The 23,127-nt window shown below is 29.6% G+C and carries 24 protein-coding genes and 1 riboswitch; of the genes, 22 read left to right on the forward strand and 2 right to left on the reverse strand.

The features are described 5' to 3' along the window. Positions 1–54 precede the first annotated feature (54 nt). Genes thiC through thiE form a run of 6 tightly spaced genes read left to right on the forward strand, consistent with a single transcriptional unit; the run spans position 55 to position 4,642 of the window. Positions 55–1,332: a phosphomethylpyrimidine synthase ThiC gene (gene thiC, locus QZ286_RS10040; protein WP_291256831.1), complete on the forward strand. Its 1,278-nt coding sequence runs from the start codon at positions 55–57 to the stop codon at positions 1,330–1,332. Between the two features lie 9 nt (positions 1,333–1,341). Continuing rightward, the gene (thiS, locus tag QZ286_RS10045) at positions 1,342–1,557 is read left to right on the forward strand and encodes a sulfur carrier protein ThiS (RefSeq protein WP_291256832.1); all 216 of its coding nucleotides are present in this window, start codon (positions 1,342–1,344) and stop codon (positions 1,555–1,557) included. Positions 1,558–1,605: 48 nt separating this feature from the next. Continuing rightward, positions 1,606–2,379, forward strand: coding sequence for a thiazole synthase (locus QZ286_RS10050; protein ID WP_291256833.1), 774 nt, complete (start codon positions 1,606–1,608; stop codon positions 2,377–2,379). A 4-nt stretch (positions 2,380–2,383) separates the two neighbouring features. Continuing rightward, positions 2,384–3,490, forward strand: a complete 1,107-nt coding sequence (gene thiH / locus QZ286_RS10055; protein WP_291256834.1) for a 2-iminoacetate synthase ThiH — start codon at positions 2,384–2,386, stop codon at positions 3,488–3,490. Then, the gene (thiF, locus tag QZ286_RS10060; protein ID WP_291256835.1) at positions 3,487–4,038 is read left to right on the forward strand and encodes a sulfur carrier protein ThiS adenylyltransferase ThiF; all 552 of its coding nucleotides are present in this window, start codon (positions 3,487–3,489) and stop codon (positions 4,036–4,038) included. Before thiH ends, thiF begins: the two co-directional genes overlap by 4 nt. After that, entirely contained in the window at positions 4,013–4,642 is a 630-nt protein-coding gene (gene thiE / locus QZ286_RS10065) for a thiamine phosphate synthase (protein ID WP_291256836.1), read from the forward strand. Before thiF ends, thiE begins: the two co-directional genes overlap by 26 nt. 220 nt (positions 4,643–4,862) lie before the next feature. Here the strand turns inward: thiE and QZ286_RS10070 are convergent, their stop codons facing one another. Continuing rightward, the gene (locus tag QZ286_RS10070; RefSeq protein WP_291256837.1) at positions 4,863–5,651 is read right to left on the reverse strand and encodes a glucosaminidase domain-containing protein; all 789 of its coding nucleotides are present in this window, start codon (positions 5,649–5,651) and stop codon (positions 4,863–4,865) included. A gap of 144 nt (positions 5,652–5,795) precedes the next feature. Then, complete coding sequence (locus QZ286_RS10075) at positions 5,796–6,785, reverse strand: hypothetical protein (protein WP_291256838.1); 990 nt, start codon at positions 6,783–6,785, stop codon at positions 5,796–5,798. A 138-nt stretch (positions 6,786–6,923) separates the two neighbouring features. On the opposite strand from QZ286_RS10075, the gene QZ286_RS10080 reads away from it, so the two are divergent. The 16 genes from QZ286_RS10080 to QZ286_RS10155 all read left to right on the forward strand — a co-directional run bounded on the left by QZ286_RS10080 (position 6,924) and on the right by QZ286_RS10155 (position 23,127). Then, a complete protein-coding gene (locus QZ286_RS10080) occupies positions 6,924–8,441 on the forward strand; it encodes an iron ABC transporter permease (protein ID WP_291256839.1) in 1,518 nt (505 codons plus the stop codon). A 21-nt stretch (positions 8,442–8,462) separates the two neighbouring features. After that, positions 8,463–9,419, forward strand: coding sequence for a Gfo/Idh/MocA family oxidoreductase (locus QZ286_RS10085; RefSeq protein ID WP_291256840.1), 957 nt, complete (start codon positions 8,463–8,465; stop codon positions 9,417–9,419). Between the two features lie 9 nt (positions 9,420–9,428). Further along, positions 9,429–10,955, forward strand: coding sequence for an ATP-dependent helicase (locus QZ286_RS10090; RefSeq protein WP_291256841.1), 1,527 nt, complete (start codon positions 9,429–9,431; stop codon positions 10,953–10,955). 96 nt (positions 10,956–11,051) lie between these two features. Then, positions 11,052–11,222: riboswitch (cobalamin riboswitch) on the forward strand. A 139-nt stretch (positions 11,223–11,361) separates the two neighbouring features. Beyond that, the gene (locus QZ286_RS10095) at positions 11,362–12,843 is read left to right on the forward strand and encodes a cobyric acid synthase (RefSeq protein WP_291256842.1); all 1,482 of its coding nucleotides are present in this window, start codon (positions 11,362–11,364) and stop codon (positions 12,841–12,843) included. Between the two features lie 2 nt (positions 12,844–12,845). Next, positions 12,846–13,805, forward strand: coding sequence for an adenosylcobinamide-phosphate synthase CbiB (cbiB, locus tag QZ286_RS10100; protein WP_291256843.1), 960 nt, complete (start codon positions 12,846–12,848; stop codon positions 13,803–13,805). A gap of 36 nt (positions 13,806–13,841) precedes the next feature. Then, positions 13,842–14,900 (forward strand): histidinol-phosphate transaminase, encoded by a 1,059-nt coding sequence (locus QZ286_RS10105; protein ID WP_291256844.1) that lies wholly within the window; start codon positions 13,842–13,844, stop codon positions 14,898–14,900. After that, complete coding sequence (locus QZ286_RS10110) at positions 14,897–16,204, forward strand: cobyrinate a,c-diamide synthase (protein WP_291256845.1); 1,308 nt, start codon at positions 14,897–14,899, stop codon at positions 16,202–16,204. Before QZ286_RS10105 ends, QZ286_RS10110 begins: the two co-directional genes overlap by 4 nt. Positions 16,205–16,222: 18 nt before the next feature. Continuing rightward, on the forward strand, positions 16,223–16,870 hold the full coding sequence (locus QZ286_RS10115; protein WP_291256846.1) for a precorrin-8X methylmutase: 648 nt from the start codon (positions 16,223–16,225) through the stop codon (positions 16,868–16,870). Then, entirely contained in the window at positions 16,871–17,995 is a 1,125-nt protein-coding gene (gene cbiD, locus QZ286_RS10120) for a cobalt-precorrin-5B (C(1))-methyltransferase CbiD (RefSeq protein ID WP_291256847.1), read from the forward strand. After that, positions 17,982–18,605, forward strand: a complete 624-nt coding sequence (gene cbiE / locus QZ286_RS10125; RefSeq protein ID WP_291256877.1) for a precorrin-6y C5,15-methyltransferase (decarboxylating) subunit CbiE — start codon at positions 17,982–17,984, stop codon at positions 18,603–18,605. The genes cbiD and cbiE overlap by 14 nt, the downstream gene beginning before the upstream one ends. 17 nt (positions 18,606–18,622) lie before the next feature. Then, positions 18,623–19,183, forward strand: coding sequence for a precorrin-6Y C5,15-methyltransferase (decarboxylating) subunit CbiT (gene cbiT, locus QZ286_RS10130; RefSeq protein ID WP_291256848.1), 561 nt, complete (start codon positions 18,623–18,625; stop codon positions 19,181–19,183). 15 nt (positions 19,184–19,198) lie between these two features. Continuing rightward, entirely contained in the window at positions 19,199–19,927 is a 729-nt protein-coding gene (cobI, locus tag QZ286_RS10135) for a precorrin-2 C(20)-methyltransferase (protein ID WP_291256849.1), read from the forward strand. Beyond that, a complete protein-coding gene (gene cobM / locus QZ286_RS10140) occupies positions 19,906–20,664 on the forward strand; it encodes a precorrin-4 C(11)-methyltransferase (protein ID WP_291256850.1) in 759 nt (252 codons plus the stop codon). Before cobI ends, cobM begins: the two co-directional genes overlap by 22 nt. 3 nt (positions 20,665–20,667) lie before the next feature. Next, positions 20,668–21,654, forward strand: coding sequence for a cobalt-precorrin 5A hydrolase (cbiG, locus tag QZ286_RS10145; protein WP_291256851.1), 987 nt, complete (start codon positions 20,668–20,670; stop codon positions 21,652–21,654). Further along, positions 21,647–22,378 carry a precorrin-3B C(17)-methyltransferase gene (cobJ, locus tag QZ286_RS10150; RefSeq protein WP_291256852.1) on the forward strand — a complete coding sequence of 244 codons (732 nt, stop codon included), beginning with the start codon at positions 21,647–21,649 and terminating at the stop codon, positions 22,376–22,378. The genes cbiG and cobJ overlap by 8 nt, the downstream gene beginning before the upstream one ends. After that, positions 22,375–23,127, forward strand: coding sequence for a cobalt-precorrin-6A reductase (locus QZ286_RS10155; RefSeq protein WP_291256853.1), 753 nt, complete (start codon positions 22,375–22,377; stop codon positions 23,125–23,127). Before cobJ ends, QZ286_RS10155 begins: the two co-directional genes overlap by 4 nt.

Below are 23,127 nucleotides of genomic sequence, written 5' to 3' on the forward strand. Positions count from 1 at the left end.
TTAGCTCTATACATAGGTGTATAGAGCTTTTTTTATTAACTAGGAGGATAAAATATGTATTGTACACAAATGGAAGCAGCAAAAAAAGGGATATTTACAAAAGAGATGGAAATTGTTGCAAAAGATGAAAATATGTCAAAAGAGGAGTTAATGGAAAGAATAGCTAAGGGTTCAATTGTAATTCCAGCTAATAAAAACCATAAAAATATCTATCCTAGAGCAGTAGGGGAAGGAACAAGAACAAAAGTAAATGTAAACTTAGGAGTATCTGAAGATTGTTGTGATTACTGTGGTGAGATGGTAAAAGTAACTAAGGCTATAGAGTATGGAGCAGATGCAATAATGGATTTGAGTACATTTGGAGATACTCAAAAATTTAGAAAAGAATTAGTTGAAAAATCATCAGTAATGTTAGGGACAGTTCCAATGTATGATGCTGTTGCAAAATTAGGTAAGAATATAAAGGATATGAGTGTAGAAGACCTATTTAGAGTTGTTGAGATGCATTGTGAAGATGGAATAGATTTTTTAACAATTCATGCTGGATTAAATAGAACTTGTGTAGATAGATTAAAAAATAATAAAAGATTAACTAAAATAGTAAGTAGAGGAGGATCAATTTTATTCCAATGGATGATATTGAATGATAAAGAGAATCCTTTCTATGAGCATTATGATAGATTACTTGAAATCTGTAGAAAATATGATGTAACTTTAAGTTTAGGAGATGGGTTAAGACCAGGAAGTATAGCTGATTCTACAGATGCACCACAAATACAAGAGCTTTTAATTTTAGGTGAGCTTACAAAAAGAGCTTGGGAAAAAGATGTTCAAGTAATGATAGAGGGACCAGGACATATACCTATGAATGAAATAGTAACAAATATGCAAATAGAGAAGAAATTATGTCACAATGCTCCTTTTTATGTATTAGGACCATTAGTAACAGATGTGGCACCAGGATATGATCATATTACTGCAGCAATAGGTGGAGCAATTGCTGCTGCTAATGGAGCTGACTTCCTATGCTATGTAACTCCAGCTGAACATTTAAGATTACCTACACTTGATGATATGAAAGAGGGAATTATGGCTTCAAGAATTGCTGGACATGCAGCTGATATAGCCAAGGGAATAAAAGGAGCAAAAGATTGGGATAACAGAATGAGTAAACATAGAGGAGAGTTAAATTGGTCAGGAATGTTTGAAGAATGTTTAGATCCAGAAAAAGCTAAAGCGTATAGAGAATCTTCAGCACCAATTGAAGAGGAAGTATGTACAATGTGTGGAGATTTATGCCCAATGAAAAGATGTAATGAAATTTTAGACTAAGGAGATTGTATGGAGATTATATTAAATGGTGAAAAATATATTTTACCAAAAGAAGATATGAGTGTCCAAGAGATAATAGATGAACTTTCTAGTAAATGGAAGATAGATTTGTCAGGAGCTGTAGTATTAGTAAATGATGAAATTGTAAAAAAAAATGAATGGAAAAATGAAAAAGTAGCTAGTAATTATCATCTAGAAGTTCTTTCTTTCGTTTCTGGCGGATAATTTTATAACTAATAATATAGGACAAAAATTATAACGTTTGGAGGAAAAATGGAGAAATTTATATTAAAAGGAAAAGAATTTAAAAGTAGATTATTAACAGGTACAGGAAAATTTTCAGATAAGAATTTAGTAGCTCCTATGTTAGAAGCGAGTGGATCACAGATAATTACAATGGCTTTGAGAAGAATAAACTTTCAAAATCCTAAAGAGAATATATTAAACTATATTCCTAAACATATTACTTTATTGCCTAATACATCAGGAGCAAGAACAGCTGAAGAAGCAGTAAAGATAGCAAGAATAGCTAGAGAAGCTGGTTGTGGAGATTTTATAAAGATAGAGATAATTAATGATAACAAATATTTGATGCCTGATAACTCAGAAACAATAAAAGCTACTAAGATATTAGCAGATGAAGGATTTATAGTATTACCATATATTATGCCTGATCTAATAACAGCTAAAAGATTAGAAGATGCAGGGGCAGCGGCAGTTATGCCTCTAGGATCACCTATTGGATCAAACAGAGGAATTTTGACAAAACCATTTGTTGAGATGCTATTAGAAAACAATAGAGTTCCGATTATAGTTGATGCAGGAATAGGAAAACCTTCTGACGCAGCTTTGGCTATGGAGATGGGATGTGATGCTGTATTAGTAAATACAGCAATAGCAACTGCACAAGATCCAGTAAAAATGGGAAGAGCTTTTTCATTAGCAGTTGAAGCTGGAAGAGAAGCTTTTTTAGCTCAATTGGCTGAAGAGAAAAAGTATGCAAGTGCATCATCACCATTAACAGGTTTTCTATTTAGAGGTGAGTAATTAAATGAGTTATTATGATGAATTAGTAAAGTGGAAAGAGTTTGATTTTAATAGATATTTTGAATCAGTTACAGATGAGGATATTTTAAACAGTATAGAAAAAGAGAGACTATCTGTCTATGATTATTTGAACTTACTCTCTCCAAAAGCACAAAAACACATTGAGAAAATGGCTGTAAGAGCATCTAAATTAACAAGACAATTTTTCGGAAATGTAGTAAGCTTATATTTACCAATATATGTTTCAAACTATTGTACAAGTAATTGTATATATTGTGGTTTCTCTAAAAAAAATCATATTTTAAGAAGGCATATGAAATTTGATGAAATAGAGAGAGAGGCAGAAGAGATAGCAAAATCAAGAATAGAAAATATACTATTATTGACAGGAGAAGCAAAAGGATTAGTTGATAAAGAGTATTTAAAAGGTGCAATAGATAGATTAAAAAAATACTTTTCATCAGTTTCAATAGAGGTTATGCCTTTAGATGAAAAGGATTATAGGTATTTAGTAGAAGATGGATTGGATGGATTAACTGTATATCAAGAGACTTATGATGAAAAAAGATATGCAGAAGTTCATCTGTCAGGAGAAAAAAAGAACTTTAGATATAGATTGGATACTCCAGAAAGAGGAGCAAAAGCTGGAGTAAGATCAATAGGAATAGGTGCATTACTAGGACTTGGAGATATTAGAAGCGATGCTTTTAAGACTGGATTACATTTAAAATATCTAGTTGAAAACTATCCAAATAGTGAATTTAGTATATCTTTTCCTAGAGTTAATGAGGCAGAGGGAAATTTAAAAGATAGCTATGCTGTAGATGATATAACATTTGTACAGATAATATTAGCTAATAGAATATTTCAACCTAATGTTGGAATAAATCTTTCTACTAGAGAGAGTGCATATATGAGAGATAACTTGCTACCATTAGGAATTACTAAGTTTTCAGCTGGATCAAGAACAGAAGTTGGAGGATATTCACATGAAAATGAGTCTACAGCTCAATTTGATATTACAGATAGCAGAAGTGTAGAGGAGATTGTAGAAGCAATTAGAAAGCATGGATTAGAGCCTAAATATAAAGACTGGGAGACATTGGTATGAAGATAGGAATTGCTGGTGTCGGAGGAATTGGTTCAAATGTAGCTATGCATCTAGTTAGATCTGGACTTACTGATCTCAAATTTGGAGATTTTGATAGGATAGAGGAGAGTAACCTTAATCGTCAATTTTATTTTAAAGATCAGATAGGAGAGTATAAAGCACAGGCTTTATACAAAAATCTTACCAAAATAGCACAAGGAAATTATCAGTTTGAAATTATAAAATTTGATAGAGATAATATAAAGGAATTTTTTAAAGATTGTGATATTATTGTTGAAGGATTTGATAAGAAAGAGTTCAAACAGCTATTTGTAGAGGAATTATACAATACTAAAAAATTGTTAATTACAGTATCAGGTATAGGTGGAATAGATACTTCTCAAGTTCAAATTATGAAAAAGATGAAAAATTTATATTTGGTAGGAGATCAATATAGTGATATTTCAACATATAAAACATATTCACATAAAGTGAATTTAGTGGCTGGAAAAGTAGTTGAGATCATATTAGGAGAGTTAGATAATGAGAAAGAGAATAGAAATTCCTAAAGGAATATATGGAATTACAGGAGATAATTTTTCTAATGGAAGAACTAATTATTTTTGTGTTAAAGAGATGATTGCTGGTGGAATAAAGATAGTACAATATAGAGCTAAAACAAAATCTAGTAGAGAAAAAATAGAGGAAGCTAGAGAAATAAGAGAGTTATGTAAAAAAAATAACGTTTTGTTTATAGTAAATGATAATGTGGATATAGCTTTATTAGTTGATGCTGATGGAGTTCATATAGGGCAAGATGATATGCATCCTGATGATGTCAGAAAACTTTTGGGAGATGATAAGATAATTGGATTATCTACACACTCAGAGGAACAGGGAATGGAAGCTTATAAAAATATGAATGTTGACTATATAGGTGTTGGACCAATATATCCTACTACAACAAAAGATACTAAACCAGTTGGATTAGAGTATTTAGAATTTGCTGTAAGAGAACTAAAGCTCCCATTTGTAGCTATAGGAGGGATAAAAGCACATAACATAGATACTATCATATCTAAAGGAGCACAGCGTATTTGCCTTGTTAGTGAAATTGTCGGAAATGATAATATTTCAGAATTTGTAACAGAATTACAAAAAAAGTTCAGTTAGGAAAATAATCAAAAATATAGAAATATGTAAATTAAGGAGAGGTAACTTCAAAAATTACCTCTCCTTTGTTTTAACTTTTTTTTAAGTAATTTTATTTATATTGTATAATTTTTTATCTCCCTCAGTTAAAGTCCTATAATTATAAGTATAAAATATAGATTTAAAAAAACAAAAATAAAACAGCCATAGTAAATTATGACTGTTTCTTTGTAACAATATATTATATTTTTTTATCGTACTCTGTTAGATCGTTATAATTCATTGTGGTAATAACTTTTTTTACATATTTTTCTCTTTCCTCAGAGTAATTAATTAAGCCAGTAGCAATTATTTGTGGTAACTGATTTTCATTAACCAGTTTTCTCAGATTTTTATAAGCTGAATTTCTTGAAAGATTTAAAACAAAGTCATCAACAGAATCTTTTATTGAGAAATATTTTTTTAGATGTGGGACAAAACCATTATCTCTAATCCCTTTAGCAGGTAATCTTGGTTCATTTGGATCTGTAGACCACATTCCAAAGATATTATTTGCTTGTCTAAAGAATCTAGAAGTTCCCCAACCGCTTTCAATAGCTCCTTGAGTTAAAATAAGTGAAGTAGGGTAAATAATCAATCTAGAAGAAAGTTCTTTCCAGTTTCCATACTCAACTCTATATTTTTTAAAAATATTTTGTGCATATATTTTTTCAGCGTCATTTAAATCAGCTTTTTTAGATAGTTTTTTTATAATATCACTATCATTTTGGATTTCAGCATTAACAACATTAATACTTGGTAATAAAATATCAATAAAGGTATTCTTTTTTTGAGAAGGGGATAACTTTCTTAAATCGATATTTACAGTTGTAAAAGCATATAGTCCTTCATAAGTTCTCCATTTTTCTATATCATCTAGACTATTTACTGTTACTTTTTCATAATTTATTTCTTTTAAAATTTCTTCAGAAAAAGCAAAGTTAGTAAGAATTAGAAAAAAAATAGAAATAAAAATATTCTTTAATTTCATAAAGTACTCTCCTTTTAAAATAATCAGTGTATAGTATACCAAAATAATTGAAATAAGTAAAGTACTAAATTTAACCACAAGAAATAAGTCCTATAATTATTAAGATAAAAATTAATTTAAAAAAGGAAACTTTCCTTTTCTAAATTAACTAAAAAATTTTAAAATAAATAATTCTACCCCAATCTCAATATCTAAATTTCCACTTTTAATCTCATACTCTAAATTGGATATCTCTTTTAATCTTTTTCTCAGAAACTGTTGTTCAAATATATCAAAATTCTTTATCTTCAAAAATATTGTATATGGATGAGGGTATCCTTTATCAGTTAAAAAATACTCTTTTATATCTTCATAAACTACCTCATTAAATTTTTTATAAGAGATATTTTTATCTATTTTTTTATCTGACATAATTGAATTTAATTTTAAAAGAAATATAAGTTCATCACTCATTATATATATAAAATTTGTATATAATTTTTCTTTTTGGATAAAGTGTAACAATTCATTTTTTTTCTGATTAAGGATAAACTCTTCAATTAAATTTTTTAAATTAAACTCTTCTGCAATAGAGAGAATAGGTTTAACTTTATCTAGGTTGAAAAGCTCTCCATTTAAAAAGCTTTTGACTTTTTCAACCTCATTTTTAATTTTAAAAAAATCATTTCCTTCTAGTTCAATAAATTTTTCAGCTTCATATTCAGAGATATTAAGTTCTTGCTGAACATAAAATATAGCTGATTTCTTTTCATTCTCTTTTCTGAAACAGATAATTTCAGCAATCTCTTTAAAACTATCCAAAGCTTTTTTAGATAATGGATTTTTGATTTTGCCAAAATCATTTAAAAACTCTTCATATATGATAACAATCTCCTTTTGATTAAGATTATATAACTTTAGAGATTTTGCTATATTTTCTATATTTTTAAAGGATTCGGCTCTTTTTAAGACTATTAACTCCTTTGGAGAAAAGATAGAGTTGGTAGAGACTGAATCAAAAAATTGTGTAATCTCATCTAATGAGGCATCAAAAGTTTTTTCAGGAATAGAGGGGTTACTATTTCTTATTTTTGAAATAATTTCCTCATATTTGATTTGTAAAGGAGCTGTATCTCCATGTAAAAAATATATCATAAATTCACCCTTTTAAATTTAATTTTATATTAAATAATATCACAAATTCTAAAAAAAAAAAAGCAGAATAGAAAATAAAAATCTGATATAATATTAGAATAAAGAGAATTTTAAATAAAATGAAAGGATGAGAAGTATTTGAAGGTAAAAAATATAAGAAAAATTTTTATAAATTTTCTCTATGGTATTTTATGGTTTATTCCAATATATTATTTTGCTACTGATTTTTTTCAGATATCAAGTTTAGAGATTTTAAAGGATAACTATATTAAGGAAGTAGTATTTTTTTCAATTAAGCAGGGATTTTATTCAAGTGTAGTATCCTTACTTATAGGATTGATACCAGCTTATTATGTAAGTTATCACAATAATAGTCTTTCAAAGGCTATACAAGGATTGATTTTTATTCCTTTTTTCTTTCCTGTAATTTCAATAGTTACAATATTTTCTATAATATTTAATTTACCAATATTAAAAGATATGGGGATTTTATATAGTTTAAAAGGAATAATATTAGCTAATGTATTTTACAATTCACCAATATTTGTTAAATATATAAGTGAAGGATTAAAAAAAATACCTAAAGAGTTAAGTGAAGCAATGAGAATAGATGGAGCTGGAGGAGTAACTATATTTTTTAAAGGACAGTTACCACTTATATTACCACAATTATTTAGAGCCTTTATTTTGGTTTTTACTTATTGTTTTTTAAGTTTAGGGATTATTCTTTCACTAGGTGGAATAAAATATTCTAATATAGAGGTTGAAATTGCAAATACTCTCATGGGGGGAGCAGATTTTTCAAAAGCTATGGTATTAGGAGGTGTACAATTTTTAATACTACTTATTCTCAATGCTTTTGGAATATTTGTAAAGGAGTATGAAGTTTCGGGAGATCAAGAGTTAAAACAGACAAATATATTATTTGAAATATATTCAATAATTTATATGTTATTTCAATATGGTGTAGTGCTATTTTCTTTCCTTTTCTCCTTCATTAATCAATTTACTGGGAAGTTTACACTAAAAGCATATTTTAATCTTTTTTCTAAAGAGTTTAATCAAGAGTATAGCATTGTAGCTAGTATATTTAGTTCTATAGCTATTTCAACTATTGTAAGTATTATATCTGTTTTTTTCATATATGTAATTATAAAAAACTACAATAGAGTAACTGATATAATAATATTTTCAAATATGGGAATTTCTGGTGCCTTTCTTGCAATAACACTCTATTATATGAATGTATTATTTAATATTCCACTAGTTATTTTGTTGGGAATAGGATACTTAATTGGAGCTATTCCAGTAGGGTACTCATTTATGTATCAATATGTGAAAAAATTTCCTACTGAAATTCTAGAAAGTAGTGAGATAGATTGTAAAAATTTTTATCAAAGATTTAGATATGTGGAGTTTCCAATTTTAAAAAACATATTTATCTCCTCTTTTCTCCAAATCTTTGCAATAATTTTTGGAGAATTTACTATAGCATATACTATGCAGTTAGGAGATATAATTCCAATAGCTTCATTGGTAAATTACTCTTTAGTGGCTAATAAAAAATATATGGAAAGTTCTGCTTTTTCAGCAGTAGTTTTATTTATAGTTTTAATTACTTTCTTATTAGGGGAGTATTTCAAAGAAAAAGAATAATGAGATATATAGGAGGAAAAGATGGTAAAATTTGCAATAATAGGAACAAGTAGTATAAGTGAAAAATTTATTACTGCGTTGAAAGAAACAGATGGGTGTGAAGTTTATGCTCTTCTATCAAGAGATAAAAATAGAGGGGAAATTTTTGCAAATAAATTCAATATAAAAAAAGTTTATCAAGATATAGATGTGATGCTAAGTGATATGAATATAGATGCTGTATATATCGCATCACCTAATGGAATTCATTTTCAACAGGCAAAATTAGCACTTGAGTCAGGTAAACATGTAATTTGTGAAAAACCTATAGTAACTAAAGTGGAAGAGTTTGATATTTTAGTAAATATAGCAATGTCAAAAAAATTAACTTTTATGGAAGCAATGCGTCCAACAGTTAATCCAAACTTTCAAATTATAAAGGATAATTTGTATAAAATAGGAGCTATCAGACAGGTTTTTATAAAATATTGTCAGTACTCTTCTAGATACGACGTATTAAAAGAGGGAAAAATTACTAATATCTTTGATAAAAGTCTAGGTGGAGGATCACTTTATGATATAGGAGTGTATCCATTACATTTTGCTGTAGCAATGTTTGGAGAACCAGAGGAGTATTTTGGGTATAATTATCTATTAAGTAGTGGAACAGATGGGTGTGGGACAGTACTATTCAAATATTGTGATAAAGTTGCAAATATCTCATATTCTAAAATAACTGATGAAAAAACTCCTTCTGAGATATTGGGAGAAGAGGGTTCTATTGTAATAGAAAAAATTTCCCAAGTGAAAGGAATAAAGATAAAATATAGAGATGGAAGAGAGGAAGGCATTGAATTACCAATTTATAAAAATGATATGAGATATGAAGTAGAGGAATTTATAAAACTTATAGCTGAAAAGAGAGTAGAGTCAGAATTAAACAGTTTTTCAACTTCGAGAAAATGTGTGGAGATAATGGAGAGATTGGCCAATAAATAGGAGAGGAATATGGTTGATGTAATTGATAGAAGAAGTAAATCCAAAGCGACATTAGCATTAAAAAATGAAAATGATATATTTTTAAAAAGGAGTATTAGAAAATTAGAGAGTAGAGAGGTAGAGAGTGTTAATACCTCTCTTTTATCTAATAATTATAGTTTAAATTATAACTCACTTTTAAATGAGGAACAGAAAAAAGCATTATTATCAACAGAGGGACAGTATCTAGTAATAGCAGGTGCTGGTTCTGGAAAAACAAGAACAATAGTTTACAGAACTGCTTGGTTGATAGAAAATGGGATAAAAGAGGAAAGGATATTGATGATTACCTTCACAAGAAAAGCAAGTGAAGAGATGAAGAGCAGATTAAAAGAGATTTTAAAAAGAGATGAAGTAAAAGTTACAATAACAACATTTCACTCTTTTTGTGCTAGGTTGATTAGAAAATATGAAAATATATTTAAACTTATAGATTTTGAGATAATAGATGAAGAGAGAAGAAAAAAGATATTTGAATATTTAATTAAAAAAATGGATTTGAATAGAAAATATAAAGATAATTTTTATACAGTTGATGAATTGAGTGAAGGATTAAGTAAGGTTCAAAATAGAAAACTAAAGGTAGAGGAAGTTTTTGAAAAAGAACAGATGAAAGATGATATCTATAAATTAAAGTCCGAATATAAAAAATACAAAAAAACAAATAATATATATGAATTTGATGATATGATAGATATTGTATTAGAAAAATTTAGAGATAATAGAGAGTTTAGGGATTATATAAAAAATAAAATTGATTATCTCATTGTAGATGAATATCAAGATAGTAATATTTCGCAGATGGAATTATTAAAAGAATTAATAGGAGATACAGGAAATCTTATGGTAGTTGGAGATGACTATCAGAGTATATATGGATTTAGGGGAGCAAATTTTACTAATATTTTAAAATTTGGAGATGATTTTCCAAACTCAAAATTAATAAAACTGAAAATGAATTATAGAAGTAGTGATGAGATCATAGAGTATACCAATAGAATTGCCAATAAATTTAATTTAAAGTATAATAAAACAATAATAGGAACAGATGTACATTGTGAAAAAGTTCATAAAAATTCGTTTAAAAATATTGAAGGGGAGGGAGATTATATCTGTAAAAAAATTTTACAATTAAAAGATAAAATCCCTTTAGAAGAGATTGCAATACTATATAGAAATAGATATATTATAAAAACTTTGGAAAAACTTTTGAAGGAGTATGGAATAGAATACCACAAAAAAGAGGAAGAGAGTAATGGAGTTGCACTGTATACAGTGCACTCAGCTAAAGGCTTGGAATGGGAAGTAGTTTTTATACCCACTCTTTTGGAAGGGGTATTTCCAAATGGAATAGATAGTGAAAATTTAGAAGAGGAGAAAAGATTGTATTATGTGGCTTGCAGTAGAGCTAAAAAATATTTGTATCTGAGTTATCCTAGATATTATTATGAAAAGTTAGGTTATTTTGATAAAAGGTCGAGATTTCTCAATTATTAAGAAAATAAATATAAGAATTTTATAAAAATATTAATTATATATATTCTAAATATTTCTCTTTTCTTGACTAAAATGTTTGAGATATAGTATAATATGTAGGAAAAGTCACGACAAGTAAAGGTTTTAAATAAGAGAAGTTAAGTGAAAATCTTACACGGTCCCGCCACTGTAATGATGACGAGAACACATAGTCCACTAAGAAATTGGGAAGGAGTGTCAGTAGGGTGAATCTAAGTCAGGATATCTTATTTAAAATTATTTAACTATCCTGCGTGGACGGGAGGAGAAAAATAAAGATGAGAGAATAGACACAGTAAAAGAGTTGAAATATTAATAGTTATAAATATAGCTAATTTTTAAGTTACACTCTTTTTATTGTGTTTTTTTATTTTCGGGGGAGAAGAAGATGAAACATAGAAATATTATGGTAGTCGGTACATCATCAGGAGCTGGAAAAAGTATTACAGTTGCTGGTTTGTGTAGAGTATTAACAAAAGATGGATATAGAGTTTCTCCATTTAAATCACAAAATATGGCATTAAATTCATTTGTAACTAAATCTGGATTGGAAATGGGTAGGGCTCAAGTGGTTCAAGCAGCAGCTTGTGGTATTGATCCAGAAGCATATATGAATCCTATACTTTTAAAACCAACAACTAATAGAAAAATACAGGTTATAGTCAATGGAAAGTCAATTGGAAATATGAGTGGAATAGAGTATGGAAACTTTAAAATATCTTTAAAACCTGAAATTATGAGATCATATAATTATATAAAAGAGAATTTTGATATAAGTGTAATTGAAGGAGCAGGAAGTCCTGTTGAAATAAATATAAAGGGCGAGGATATAGCAAATATGAAAATGGCTGAGATGGCTGATTCTCCAGTTATATTAGTAGCCGATATAGATAGAGGGGGAGTGTTTGCTTCTATCTATGGAACAATAATGTTGATGACAGTAGAAGAGAGAGCTAGAGTAAAAGGTGTAATTATAAATAAGTTTAGAGGAGATATAAATATACTCAAGCCTGGATTAAAGGAGATAGAAGAGTTGACAGGAGTTCCAATAATAGGAGTTATGCCATATAGTAATATTGATATTGAAGATGAGGATAGTGTTACAGAGAGATTTAAAAAGATGCAAAAGAAAAAAGGGATCAATATCTCTGTAATTAAACTTAGACATATATCTAATTTTACAGATATAGATGCTTTGAGAATAGTTGAAGATGTAAATATAAAATATGTTACCTCACCTGATGAAATGGGAGATGAGGATATAATAATTATTCCAGGCACCAAAAATACAATTGATGATTTAAAGGAGATAAAAGATAGTGGAGTTGCCACTGAGATTATCAAAGCATCAAAAGCTGGAAAGAGTATCATTGGAATTTGTGGCGGTTTTCAGATGATGGGGGAGAAGATAAAAGATCCTTATGGAATAGAGAGTGAAATAAAAGAGATTCCAGGATTAGGTTTACTAGAGCTTGAGACTATAATGGAAAAAGAGAAGAACACTCTACAATATGAAGGTAAATTAGAAAATTGTTCAGGTCTATTAGCTGGATTGAATGGAGAATCTATTAATGGTTATGAGATACATCAGGGAGTGACTATTGGAAAAGAGAGAAAGATTACTTCAGATGAAAGAGTTGTAGCTATAGAGAAAGGAGATACAATTTTTGCTACCTATCTTCATGGAATATTTGATAATGAAAAAGTAACTAGAACAATCTTAAATAAAGTTAGAGAGAAAAAGGGAATCGAAACTCAATTAGAAGGTGTTACCTTTGCTGAGTATAGAGAGAAAGAGTTAGATAAGTTAGAAAAAGTATTTAGAGAAAATATTGATATGGAAAAAATTTATGAGATATTAGGTGAGTAAAGATGAATTTTATAATTAGATATAGTATAGCATATGTAATGGATCTTATTTTAGGAGATCCTCACTGGTTTCCACACCCTGTTAGATTTATAGGGAAATTAATAGAGAGTTTAGAAAAATTACTTTATAGATTTAGTTGTAAAAAATTGACAGGTGGAATTCTTGCTATATTAACCATTGGAATTACTTTTTTAGTATCTTACTATATAGCAAAACTTTCAATTTATTTAGAAATATTTTTTCTATACACAACTTTAGCTACTAAGAGTTTAGCAGATGAAGGTTTTAGAGTTTGCAGAATCTTAGTAGAGGGGGATATGGAAAAAGCTAAAAAAGAGTTATCTTATTTAGTGAGTAGAGATACAGGAAATATGGATGTAACACAGATCACTAGAAGTGTATTGGAGACTATAAGTGAGAATACAGTAGATGGAGTTATAGCTCCAATGTTTTTTGCCTTTTTAGGAAGTTTTTTCTCAGTTGAAGGAGTTTCATTGGCATTGCCTTTTGCTATGGGATATAAAGCTATTAATACTTTGGACTCTATGGTAGGATATAAAAATGAAAGATATATGGATTTTGGAATGATTTCTGCAAAAATAGATGATGTAGCAAATTTTATTCCTGCAAGAATAGCTGGAGGATTTATAATTCCTATCGGAGCTTTTATTTTAAGAATGGATTATAAAAGAGCTTGGAAGGTATTTTTTAGAGATAGATTGAATCACTCTAGTCCAAACTCTGGAAATTCAGAAGCAGCTTTTGCTGGTGCTTTGGGAGTTCAATTTGGAGGGAAGACAAGTTATTTTGGAAAAGTTTATGATAAGCCAACTATAGGAGATAAGTTAAAACATTTTGGAATTCCTGATGTAAAAAAAGGAATAAGATTGTTGTATGTTTCTTCTTGGGTAGGATTAGCAACTTTTATGATCGTGTCTCAGTTAATTAAAGCTTTTATTTAAAAATTAAGTGAATAAAGATAAAAAAGAGGAAGATAGATGGACTTACATGGTGGAAATATATATAAATTGAAAAGAGAGGGAAAAGGAGAACTTCTTGATTATAGCTCGAATATAAACCCTTTAGGTGTTCCAGAAGAGTTTAAGAAAAAAGTGATAGAGAATTTTGAACTATTAGAAAAATATCCAGATCCTGATTATATAGAGTTAAGAGAAAATATAGGAAGATATAATGGTGTAGATCTGAAAAATATTGTGGTGGGAAATGGAGCTACAGAGATACTGTTTCTTTATATGAAGAGCTTAAAACCTAAAAAAACTTTTTTGATTGCACCTAGTTTTGCTGAGTATAGAAGAGCATTAGAAAGTATAGATTGTGAAATAATTTATCATATCTTAGATGAGAAAAGAGATTTTAAATTAGATGTTGATAAGTTCGTAGAGTCTATACCTCAATGTGATTTAGTTATAATTTGTAATCCAAATAATCCAACAGGAAATTTTCTTAAACTTGAAGAGATAAAAAAGATAAATGATCAATTGAAAAAGAGGGGAATAAAACTCTTTATAGATGAGGCATTTATTGAGTTTATAAGAGGGTGGGAGAATTTTACAGCTGTTAATTTAAAAGATAGTAATATTTTTGTAATGAGAGCTCTCACTAAATTTTTTGCTGTTCCAGGAGTAAGACTTGGTTATGGAATAACTTATGATAGTGAGATATTAGAGAAAAGCCAAAAGTATAAGGAGCCTTGGAGTATAAATAGTTTTGCTGATTTGGCTGGAAAAACTATGCTTTGGGATAGAGAATATATAGAAAAAAGTGAGAATTGGATAGAAGAGGAGAAAGAGTGGTTTTATAATAAAACTTTAAAAATTAAAGGTATAAAATCCTACAAAACTAATAGCAACTTTATTCTTATAAAGCTAATAGATAAGAGTTCTATTGAAGTGAGAGAGAAGATGATACAGAGGGGAATATTAGTAAGAGATGCATCAAACTTTGTAGGTTTAGATAAACACTTTATTAGATTAGCTATAAAAGATAGGGAGAACAATAAAATAGTTTTGGAAGCTTTGAGTGAGGTGGTAAGATGAAAGGATTTATGATAGCTGGAGTTAGTAGTGGTATAGGGAAAACTACTGTTTCAATGGGACTTATGTCACTATTTGAAAATGTGTCTCCATTTAAAGTGGGACCTGATTATATAGATCCAGGATTTCATCAATTTGTGACAGGAAATAAAAGCTATAATTTAGATCTATTTATGATGGGGGAGAGGGGGGTAAAATACTCTTTCTATAAACATCATAAAAATATCTCAATAGTTGAGGGAGTAATGGGACTTTATGATGGAGTGGATCACTCTCTTGATAATAATAGTTCAGCACATATCTCAAGAGTCTTAGGGCTACCTGTTATATTAGTAGTAGATGGTGGTGGTAAGAGTACAAGTATTGCTGCTCAGATTTTGGGATATAAGATGTTTGATAGTAGAGTAAATATAGCTGGTGTAATTTTAAATAAAGTAAGTGAAGCTATGTTTAAGCATTATAAAGAAGCTATTGAAAAATATACTGGAATAAATTGTATAGGTTACCTGCCTAAAGATGAAACACTCTCTGTTTCTAGTAGACATTTAGGATTACTTCAAGCAGAAGAGATAGATGATCTAAAAGATAAGAGTCAAAAATTAAAAAAAGTTTTAGAGAAGACAATAGATGTAGAAAAACTTTTAGAGATAGCTGAAATTGGAGAACCTGAAGATGTTATCAATCCATTTGAAGAGATGAAGGATAGGTATTCTGGTCTTAAAATAGGAATTGCTAGAGATAGAGCATTTAGTTTTTATTATAATGATAATTTAGAGTTATTAGAGCATTTAGGAGTTGAGTTGATTCCCTTTTCTCCGATAACTGATAAAGAGATACCAGATGTAGATATACTATATTTTGGTGGAGGTTATCCTGAAAATTATGCACAAGAACTATCTGAAAATAAGAGTATGATAGAGAGTATCAGAACTTTTTATAGAAGAGAGGGTAAAATCTATGGAGAGTGTGGTGGCTTTATGTATCTAACTTCTGGAATAAAGCTTTTAGATGAGAAATATATTCCAATGTGTGATATAATTAAGTGCAGTATAGAGATGAAAGATAGATTAGATATATCTCGTTTTGGATATATCAATGTGTATGAAGATGAAAAAGAGTTAGGAAAAGGGCATGAGTTTCATTACTCTAAGATATTTAAGATAGAACATGAAAGTAGAGAATATAGAGCAGTGAAACCTAATGGAAAAGAGTGGGCTTGTATTTTTAAAGAGAAAAAATGCAAAGCTGGGTACCCTCATATACATTTTTTTAATAGTTTAGATTATTTAAAAGAGATATTAGATTAAAAACAAAAGGAGAGATAGATGAGTACATATATAAAAGTTCCACAAGATATTGAAAAAAGAAGTTTTGAAATAATAGGTGAAGAGCTAGAGGAGAAAAGAGATAAATTTGATGAGAAAACATTTCCAATAGTAAAAAGAGTTATACATACAACAGCAGATTTTGAGTATGCAGATTTAATTGAATTTCAAAATGGAGCTGTAGAGAGTGCTATGGAAGCATTAAAAAATGGTTGTAAAATATATTGTGATACAAATATGATAGTTAATGGACTTAGCAAACTAGTTCTTTCTAAATTTGGTTGTTCAGCTTACTGCCTTGTATCTGATGAAGAGGTTATAAAAGAAGCTAAAGAGAGAGGGGTAACTCGTTCAATAGTTGGAATGGAAAAAGCAGGTAAAGATGAAAAAACAAAAATATTCTTAATAGGAAACGCTCCAACAGCACTTTACCAGTTAAAGGAGATGATAGAAAAAGGAGAGATAGAAAAACCTGCTCTAGTAGTTGGAGTACCAGTTGGATTTGTAGGAGCAGCAGAATCAAAAGAGGATTTTAAAAAATTAGGACTTCCATACATAACAATTAATGGTAGAAAAGGAGGAAGTACAGTAGCAGTATCAATTCTTCATGGTATTCTTTATCAAATGTATAAAAGAGAGGGATTTTAAATGGCTGAAGAGTTAAAATCTGGTTATACTACTGGAAGTTGTGCAGCAATCGGAGTAAAAGCAGGATTAGAAGCCCTATTAAATAATAATTATCTAGATGAAGTAAATTTTACAACATCAAATGGACAAAATATATTAGTTCCAATATATAGATTGAGAGTTAGAAAAAATTTTGTAAGTGTAGCTGTTACTAAGTATGCTGGTGATGACCCAGATGTAACAAATGGAATACAGATATGTACTAGAATAAAATTAGTAGATGAATTACCAGAGATAGATAGAGGAATCTCATTTAAAAACTTTATTTTAGTAGGTGGACGTGGAGTAGGGACAGTTACAAAGTTAGGATTACAGGCAAAGGTAGGAAAGTCTGCAATAAATCCTGGACCACAAAAAATGATTGAAGAGGTAGCAGATGATTTTCTAGGCAAAAAGGGGAAAAAAGCTGTGATTACCATATATGTTCCTGAAGGTAGAGAGAAAGCTAAAAAGACATTCAATCCAAAACTTGGTATTGTAGGTGGAATCTCTATATTGGGATCAACAGGAATAGTAAAGCCTATGAGCGAAGAGGCTTTAAAAGATTCTATGTTTGTTGAACTAAAAGTTTTAAGAATGGCGAGAGATAGAGATTGGTGTATATTTACCTTTGGAAACTATAGTAAGAACTATTGTGAGAAATTGGGACTAGATCTAGAGCAAACAATAGTAATAAGTAACTATGCAGGATTTATGATTGATTCAGCTGTTAAATTGGGATTTAAAAAAATATTATTTTTAGGACATATAGGAAAGGCAATAAAAATTGCTGGTGGAATATTTAATACACACAGTAGAGTTGCAGATGCAAGAGTAGAGATAATGGGAGCTAATGCTTTTCTATGTGGAGAAAGCTCAGAAAATATTCATAAGATACTAGAATCTAATACAGTTGAAGAAGCGTGTGATTATATTGAAAAAAGAGAGTTTTTTCCTTTTATAGCTGAAAAAGTAAAAAGAAGAGTAGAAGAGTATTCAAGAGGAGAGATACAGTGTGAAGTTCTCTTATTTTCTTTCAAAGGAGAAACTCTTGGATATACAGAGAAGTTCTATCAATTGGCAGGTGAGTTAGCTGGAAAAAATTAGAGTAGTTGGACTTGGTCCAGGAAATATAGATTATATAACTAAAAAGGGAATAGATACAATAAGAAGTAGTGAAATCGCAGTTGGAGGGGCAAGACAGTTGATGGAGATCTCCTCTTTGCTCCCAGCTGACTGCTATAAATATACTTTGGAAAAATTATCAGATTTAATAATATATTTAAATCAGAATAGAGATAAAAAAATTACAATTATAGTTTCAGGGGATACAGGCTTCTATAGCTTACTTAGTTTTTTAAGAAGAAATTATAAAAATGAAGAGTTGGAAGTAATACCAGGAATATCTTCATATCAATATCTATTCTCTAGAATAGGAGAGGTATGGCAAGAGTATAAACTTCTAAGTGTACATGGAAGAGAAGCTGACTATATAGAGGAGTTTACTAAAGAAAAAGGAATTGTTCTACTTACCGATAATATAAATACTCCATATGCAATAGCAAAAAAGTTTTATGAGAATGGCTTTGCAGATGCAGAGATGGTAATAGGAGAGAGATTATCCTATTCAGATGAAAAGATAACTATATTAAAAATAGCTGAATATGAGAGTTTAAATAGAGAATTTTTAATGAATATTGTTATAATTAGAAAATAGAAGAGGAGGGAAAGATCTTGCACATATACGATAAGGAGTTTATACAAAGAGAGCTACCTATGACAAAACAAGAGGTAAGGGCTGTGACTATAGCTAAGCTTCAGTTAAAACCTGATTCAGTGTTGATAGATGTTGGAGCTGGAACTGGAACAATTGGTATAGAAGCAGCAACATATATGCCTTTAGGAAAGGTAATAGGTATAGAAAAAGAGGAAAAAGGTCTAGATACAATTAGAGAGAATGTAAAGAATTTTAATCTTGAGAATTATGAACTTATTCATGGAAGAGCTCCAGAAAATATACCAAATATCTCTTACGATAGAATGTTTGTTGGAGGATCAACTGGAAGTATGAGGTCTATATTGGAGCATTTTAAAAAATATGCAACTGATGATGCTAGACTAGTTGTAAATACAATTACATTGGAAAGTTTGAATGATACAATGTCTCTATTGAAAGAGTATAACTTTAACGATATAGAAGTTGTAAATATGATGGTTTCACGTGGTAAAAAAGTAGGACCATACACAATGATGTATGGAGAAAATCCTATTTATATAATAACAGTTAACAAATAAGGGAGGATATAAGTAATGACAAATAAGTTTTATGGAATAGGTGTAGGAGTAGGTGACCCAGAGCAACTTACCATAAAAGCTGTTAACGCTTTAAAAAAATTAGATGTAATAATCGTACCTGAGGCAAAAAAAGCAGAGGGAAGTACAGCTTACAACATAGCTAAAGAGTATTTAAAAAGTGATGTAGAGATAGTATTTATGGAATTTCCTATGTTAAAAAATCCATTGGATAGAGTAGAGGGAAGAAAAGCTAATACTAGAGTGGTTGAAAATCTATTAGAGCAAGGAAAAAATGTTGGTTTCTTAACTATTGGAGATAGTATGACATATAGTACGTATGTTTATCTTTTAGAAAATATGCAAGATAAGTATAAATCACAAGTTGAAACTATTCCTGGAATATCTTCATTTGCAGATATGGCTTCTAGATTTAATTTCCCAATAGTAATGGGAGATGAATCTTTAAAAATAGTTTCAATAAATGATAATACAGATATTGAGAAAGAGTTACAAGAGAGTGAAAATATAGTTTTTATGAAAGTTAGTAGAAATTTTGATAAATTGAAAGAGGCTCTTATAAAAACTAATAATATGAATAACATCATAATGGTATCAAATAGTGGAAAAGAGAGTGAAGAGGTTTTTTATGATATATCTAACCTAACTAAAGAGGATATACCATACTTTACAACTATGATATTTAAAAAAGGGGGATTTGAAGAATGGAAAAAGTTTTCTTTATAGGAGCTGGACCAGGAGATCCAGAATTAATAACAGTAAAAGGACAGAGAATAGTAAAAGAGGCTGATATTATTATATATGCAGGGTCTTTAGTACCAAGAGAGGTAATAGATTGTCATAAAGAGGGAGCAGAGATATATAATTCGGCATCTATGACATTAGAAGAGGTAATGGATGTAACAATTAAAGGGATAAAAGCAGGGAAAAAAGTTGCTAGAGTTCATACAGGAGATCCAGCAATTTTTGGTGCTCATAGAGAACAGATGGATGTTTTAGATGAACATGGAATAGAGTATGAAGTAGTTCCAGGAGTAAGTTCATTTTTAGCCTCAGCTGCCGCAGTAAAAAAAGAGTTCACTCTTCCAGCAGTCTCACAAACAGTTATTTGTACTAGATTAGAGGGAAGAACACCTGTTCCAGAGGGAGAATCATTAGAGAGTCTTGCTTCTCATCAAGCTTCTATGGCTATATTCTTATCCGTGCATATGATAGGTGATGTAGTAAAAAGACTTGCAACTTCTTATCCTATGACTACACCAATAGCTGTAGTACAAAGAGCAAGTTGGCCAGATCAAAAAATAGTACTAGGAACATTAGAAACAATAGAAAATCAGGTAAAAGAGGCTGGAATTTCTAAAACAGCTCAAATTTTAGTAGGAGATTTCTTAGGAAATGAGTATGAAAAATCAAAACTATATGATAAGACATTTACTCATGAATACAGAAAGGGAGTAGAGTAAGAAATGAGATTAGCTATATGGAGTGTAACAAGAGGAGCAGGGAATTTAGCTAAGAAAATAGGAGTAAAGTTAGAGGCTGATATTTATACTTTGAAAAAATTTCAATTAGAAAATACTATACAGATAGAAAACTTTACAGATGAGCTCACTAAAAAATTTAATAATTATGATGGTCATATTTTTATTATGGCAACGGGAATAGTTATTAGAAAAATTAGTTGTTTAATAAAGAGTAAGGATATAGATCCAGCAGTATTGGTAATAGATGAAGGAGGAAATTTTGTAATATCTCTTCTTTCAGGTCATATTGGTGGAGCAAATGAACTTACTTATAAGGTTGCTAATACTTTTTCACTTCTTCCAATAATAACAACTAGTTCTGATGTTACAGGAAAGATAGCTATAGACACCTTATCTCAGAAATTAAACTGTGAAATGGAATCTTTAACTAAAGCTAAAGATTTAACATCTTTGATAGTTGATAATAAAAAAGTTGAAATTCTTTTACCAAATAATGTGAAAATAGGAGAAAATACTAACTCTTCAGGAGTTGTGATAGCTTCTAATAAAAAGAACATAGATATAATGAGAATATACCCTAAAAATTTAATAGTAGGTGTTGGTTGTAGACGTGGAACACCTAAAGAGGAGATATTTAAGGCTTTAGATGAGGTTATGAAAAAACACAATCTAGCTTATGAAAGTATAAAAAAAGTAGCAACAGTAGATATCAAGGCTGATGAATTAGGATTGCTCTCATTAGTAGAAGAACTTCAAAAAGAACTTGCGATAATTTCAAGAGAAGAGATAAAAGAGGTAGAACAAAGATTTAAAGGATCTGAATTTGTAAAAAAACAGATAGGAGTAAGTTGTGTTTCAGAACCTTGTGCTCTTTTAGCTTCAAATGGAAATGGAGATTTTTTAGAGCAAAAATATATTTATAATGGAATAACAATATCAATTTATGAGGAGAAATTTGGATATGAATAAAGGGAAAATATATGTAGTTGGAATTGGTCCAGGGAATATGGATGATATCAGTGTAAGAGCGTATAGAACTCTTAAAAGTGTAGATATAATAGCTGGATATATAACTTATGTTGATTTAGTAAAAGATGAATTTAAAGATAAAGAGTTTTATGTATCTGGAATGAAAAAAGAGATAGACAGATGTGAAAAAGTATTAGAGCTAGCTAAAGAGGGAAAAACAGTAGCTCTAATAAGTAGTGGAGATGCAGGAATATATGGAATGGCAGGAATTATGATTGAAGTTGCTCTTGGTAGCGGAATAGAAGTAGAGATAATTCCAGGAATTACATCATCAGTAGCTGGAGCTGCTCTAGTAGGAGCACCACTTATGCACGATCAAGCTATAATAAGTTTAAGTGATCTTTTAACAGATTGGGATGTTATCACTAAGAGAATAGATAGAGCTAGTGAGGGAGATTTTGTAATTTCACTATATAACCCAAAAAGCAAAGGAAGAACAGAGCAGATTGTAGAGGCTAGAGAGATAATGTTAAGACATAAAGCTCCAACAACTCCAGTAGCACTTTTAAGACATGTGGGAAGAGAGGATCAAAACTATACACTTACTACTTTAGAAGAGATGTTAGAGCATGAAATAGATATGTTTACTGTAGTTGTAGTTGGTAACTCTAAAACATATATAAAAGAGGGAAGAATGATAACTCCTAGAGGATATCATCTATGATTTGGGTGGTAGGTGGTACCAAAGATTCAAGAGAGTTTCTTGAAAAGTTTTGTAAAAAAACCACTGATATTATTGTTACTACTGCTACTGAATATGGAGGAAAACTTTTAGAGAATCTACCTGTAAGAGTAGTATGCCAAAAATTAACTTATCCAATGATGCTAGATTTTATAGAGAAAGAGAGTATAGATAAGGTGATTGATCTTTCGCACCCTTATGCTGTTGAAGTTTCTGAAAATGTATTAAAAGCATCTAAAGATAAGAAAATAGAGTATTTTAGATTTGAAAGGGAGGAAATCTCTTTTCTCCCTAAACTCTATAAAGAGTTTGAAAAAATTGAGGATATTATCAAATATATAGCAGAAAAAAAGGGGAATATATTAGTTACTCTAGGTAGTAACAATATACCTTTTTTTTCTCAATTAAATAATTTAAATCAATGTTATTTTAGAATTTTACCTAAATGGGATATGGTAAAAAAATGTGAAGATCTTGGAATACTACCTAAAAATATAATTGCTATGCAAGGACCTTTTAGTAAGAGTATGAACAAGGCTATGATTGAACAATATGATATAAAATATATTATAACTAAACAAGCTGGAAACACCGGAGGGGAAAGAGAAAAGATAGAAGCTGCTGAAGAATCAGGAATAGAAGTAATTTTTCTTACTCGACCTAAGATAGATTATCCTAATTGCTACAACAGCATAGATGAATTATTATTAAATGTAGAAAAGAGGGAGTAA

The sequence above is a fragment of the Fusobacterium sp. genome, from assembly GCF_019012925.1.
Lineage (GTDB): Bacteria > Fusobacteriota > Fusobacteriia > Fusobacteriales > Fusobacteriaceae > Fusobacterium_A.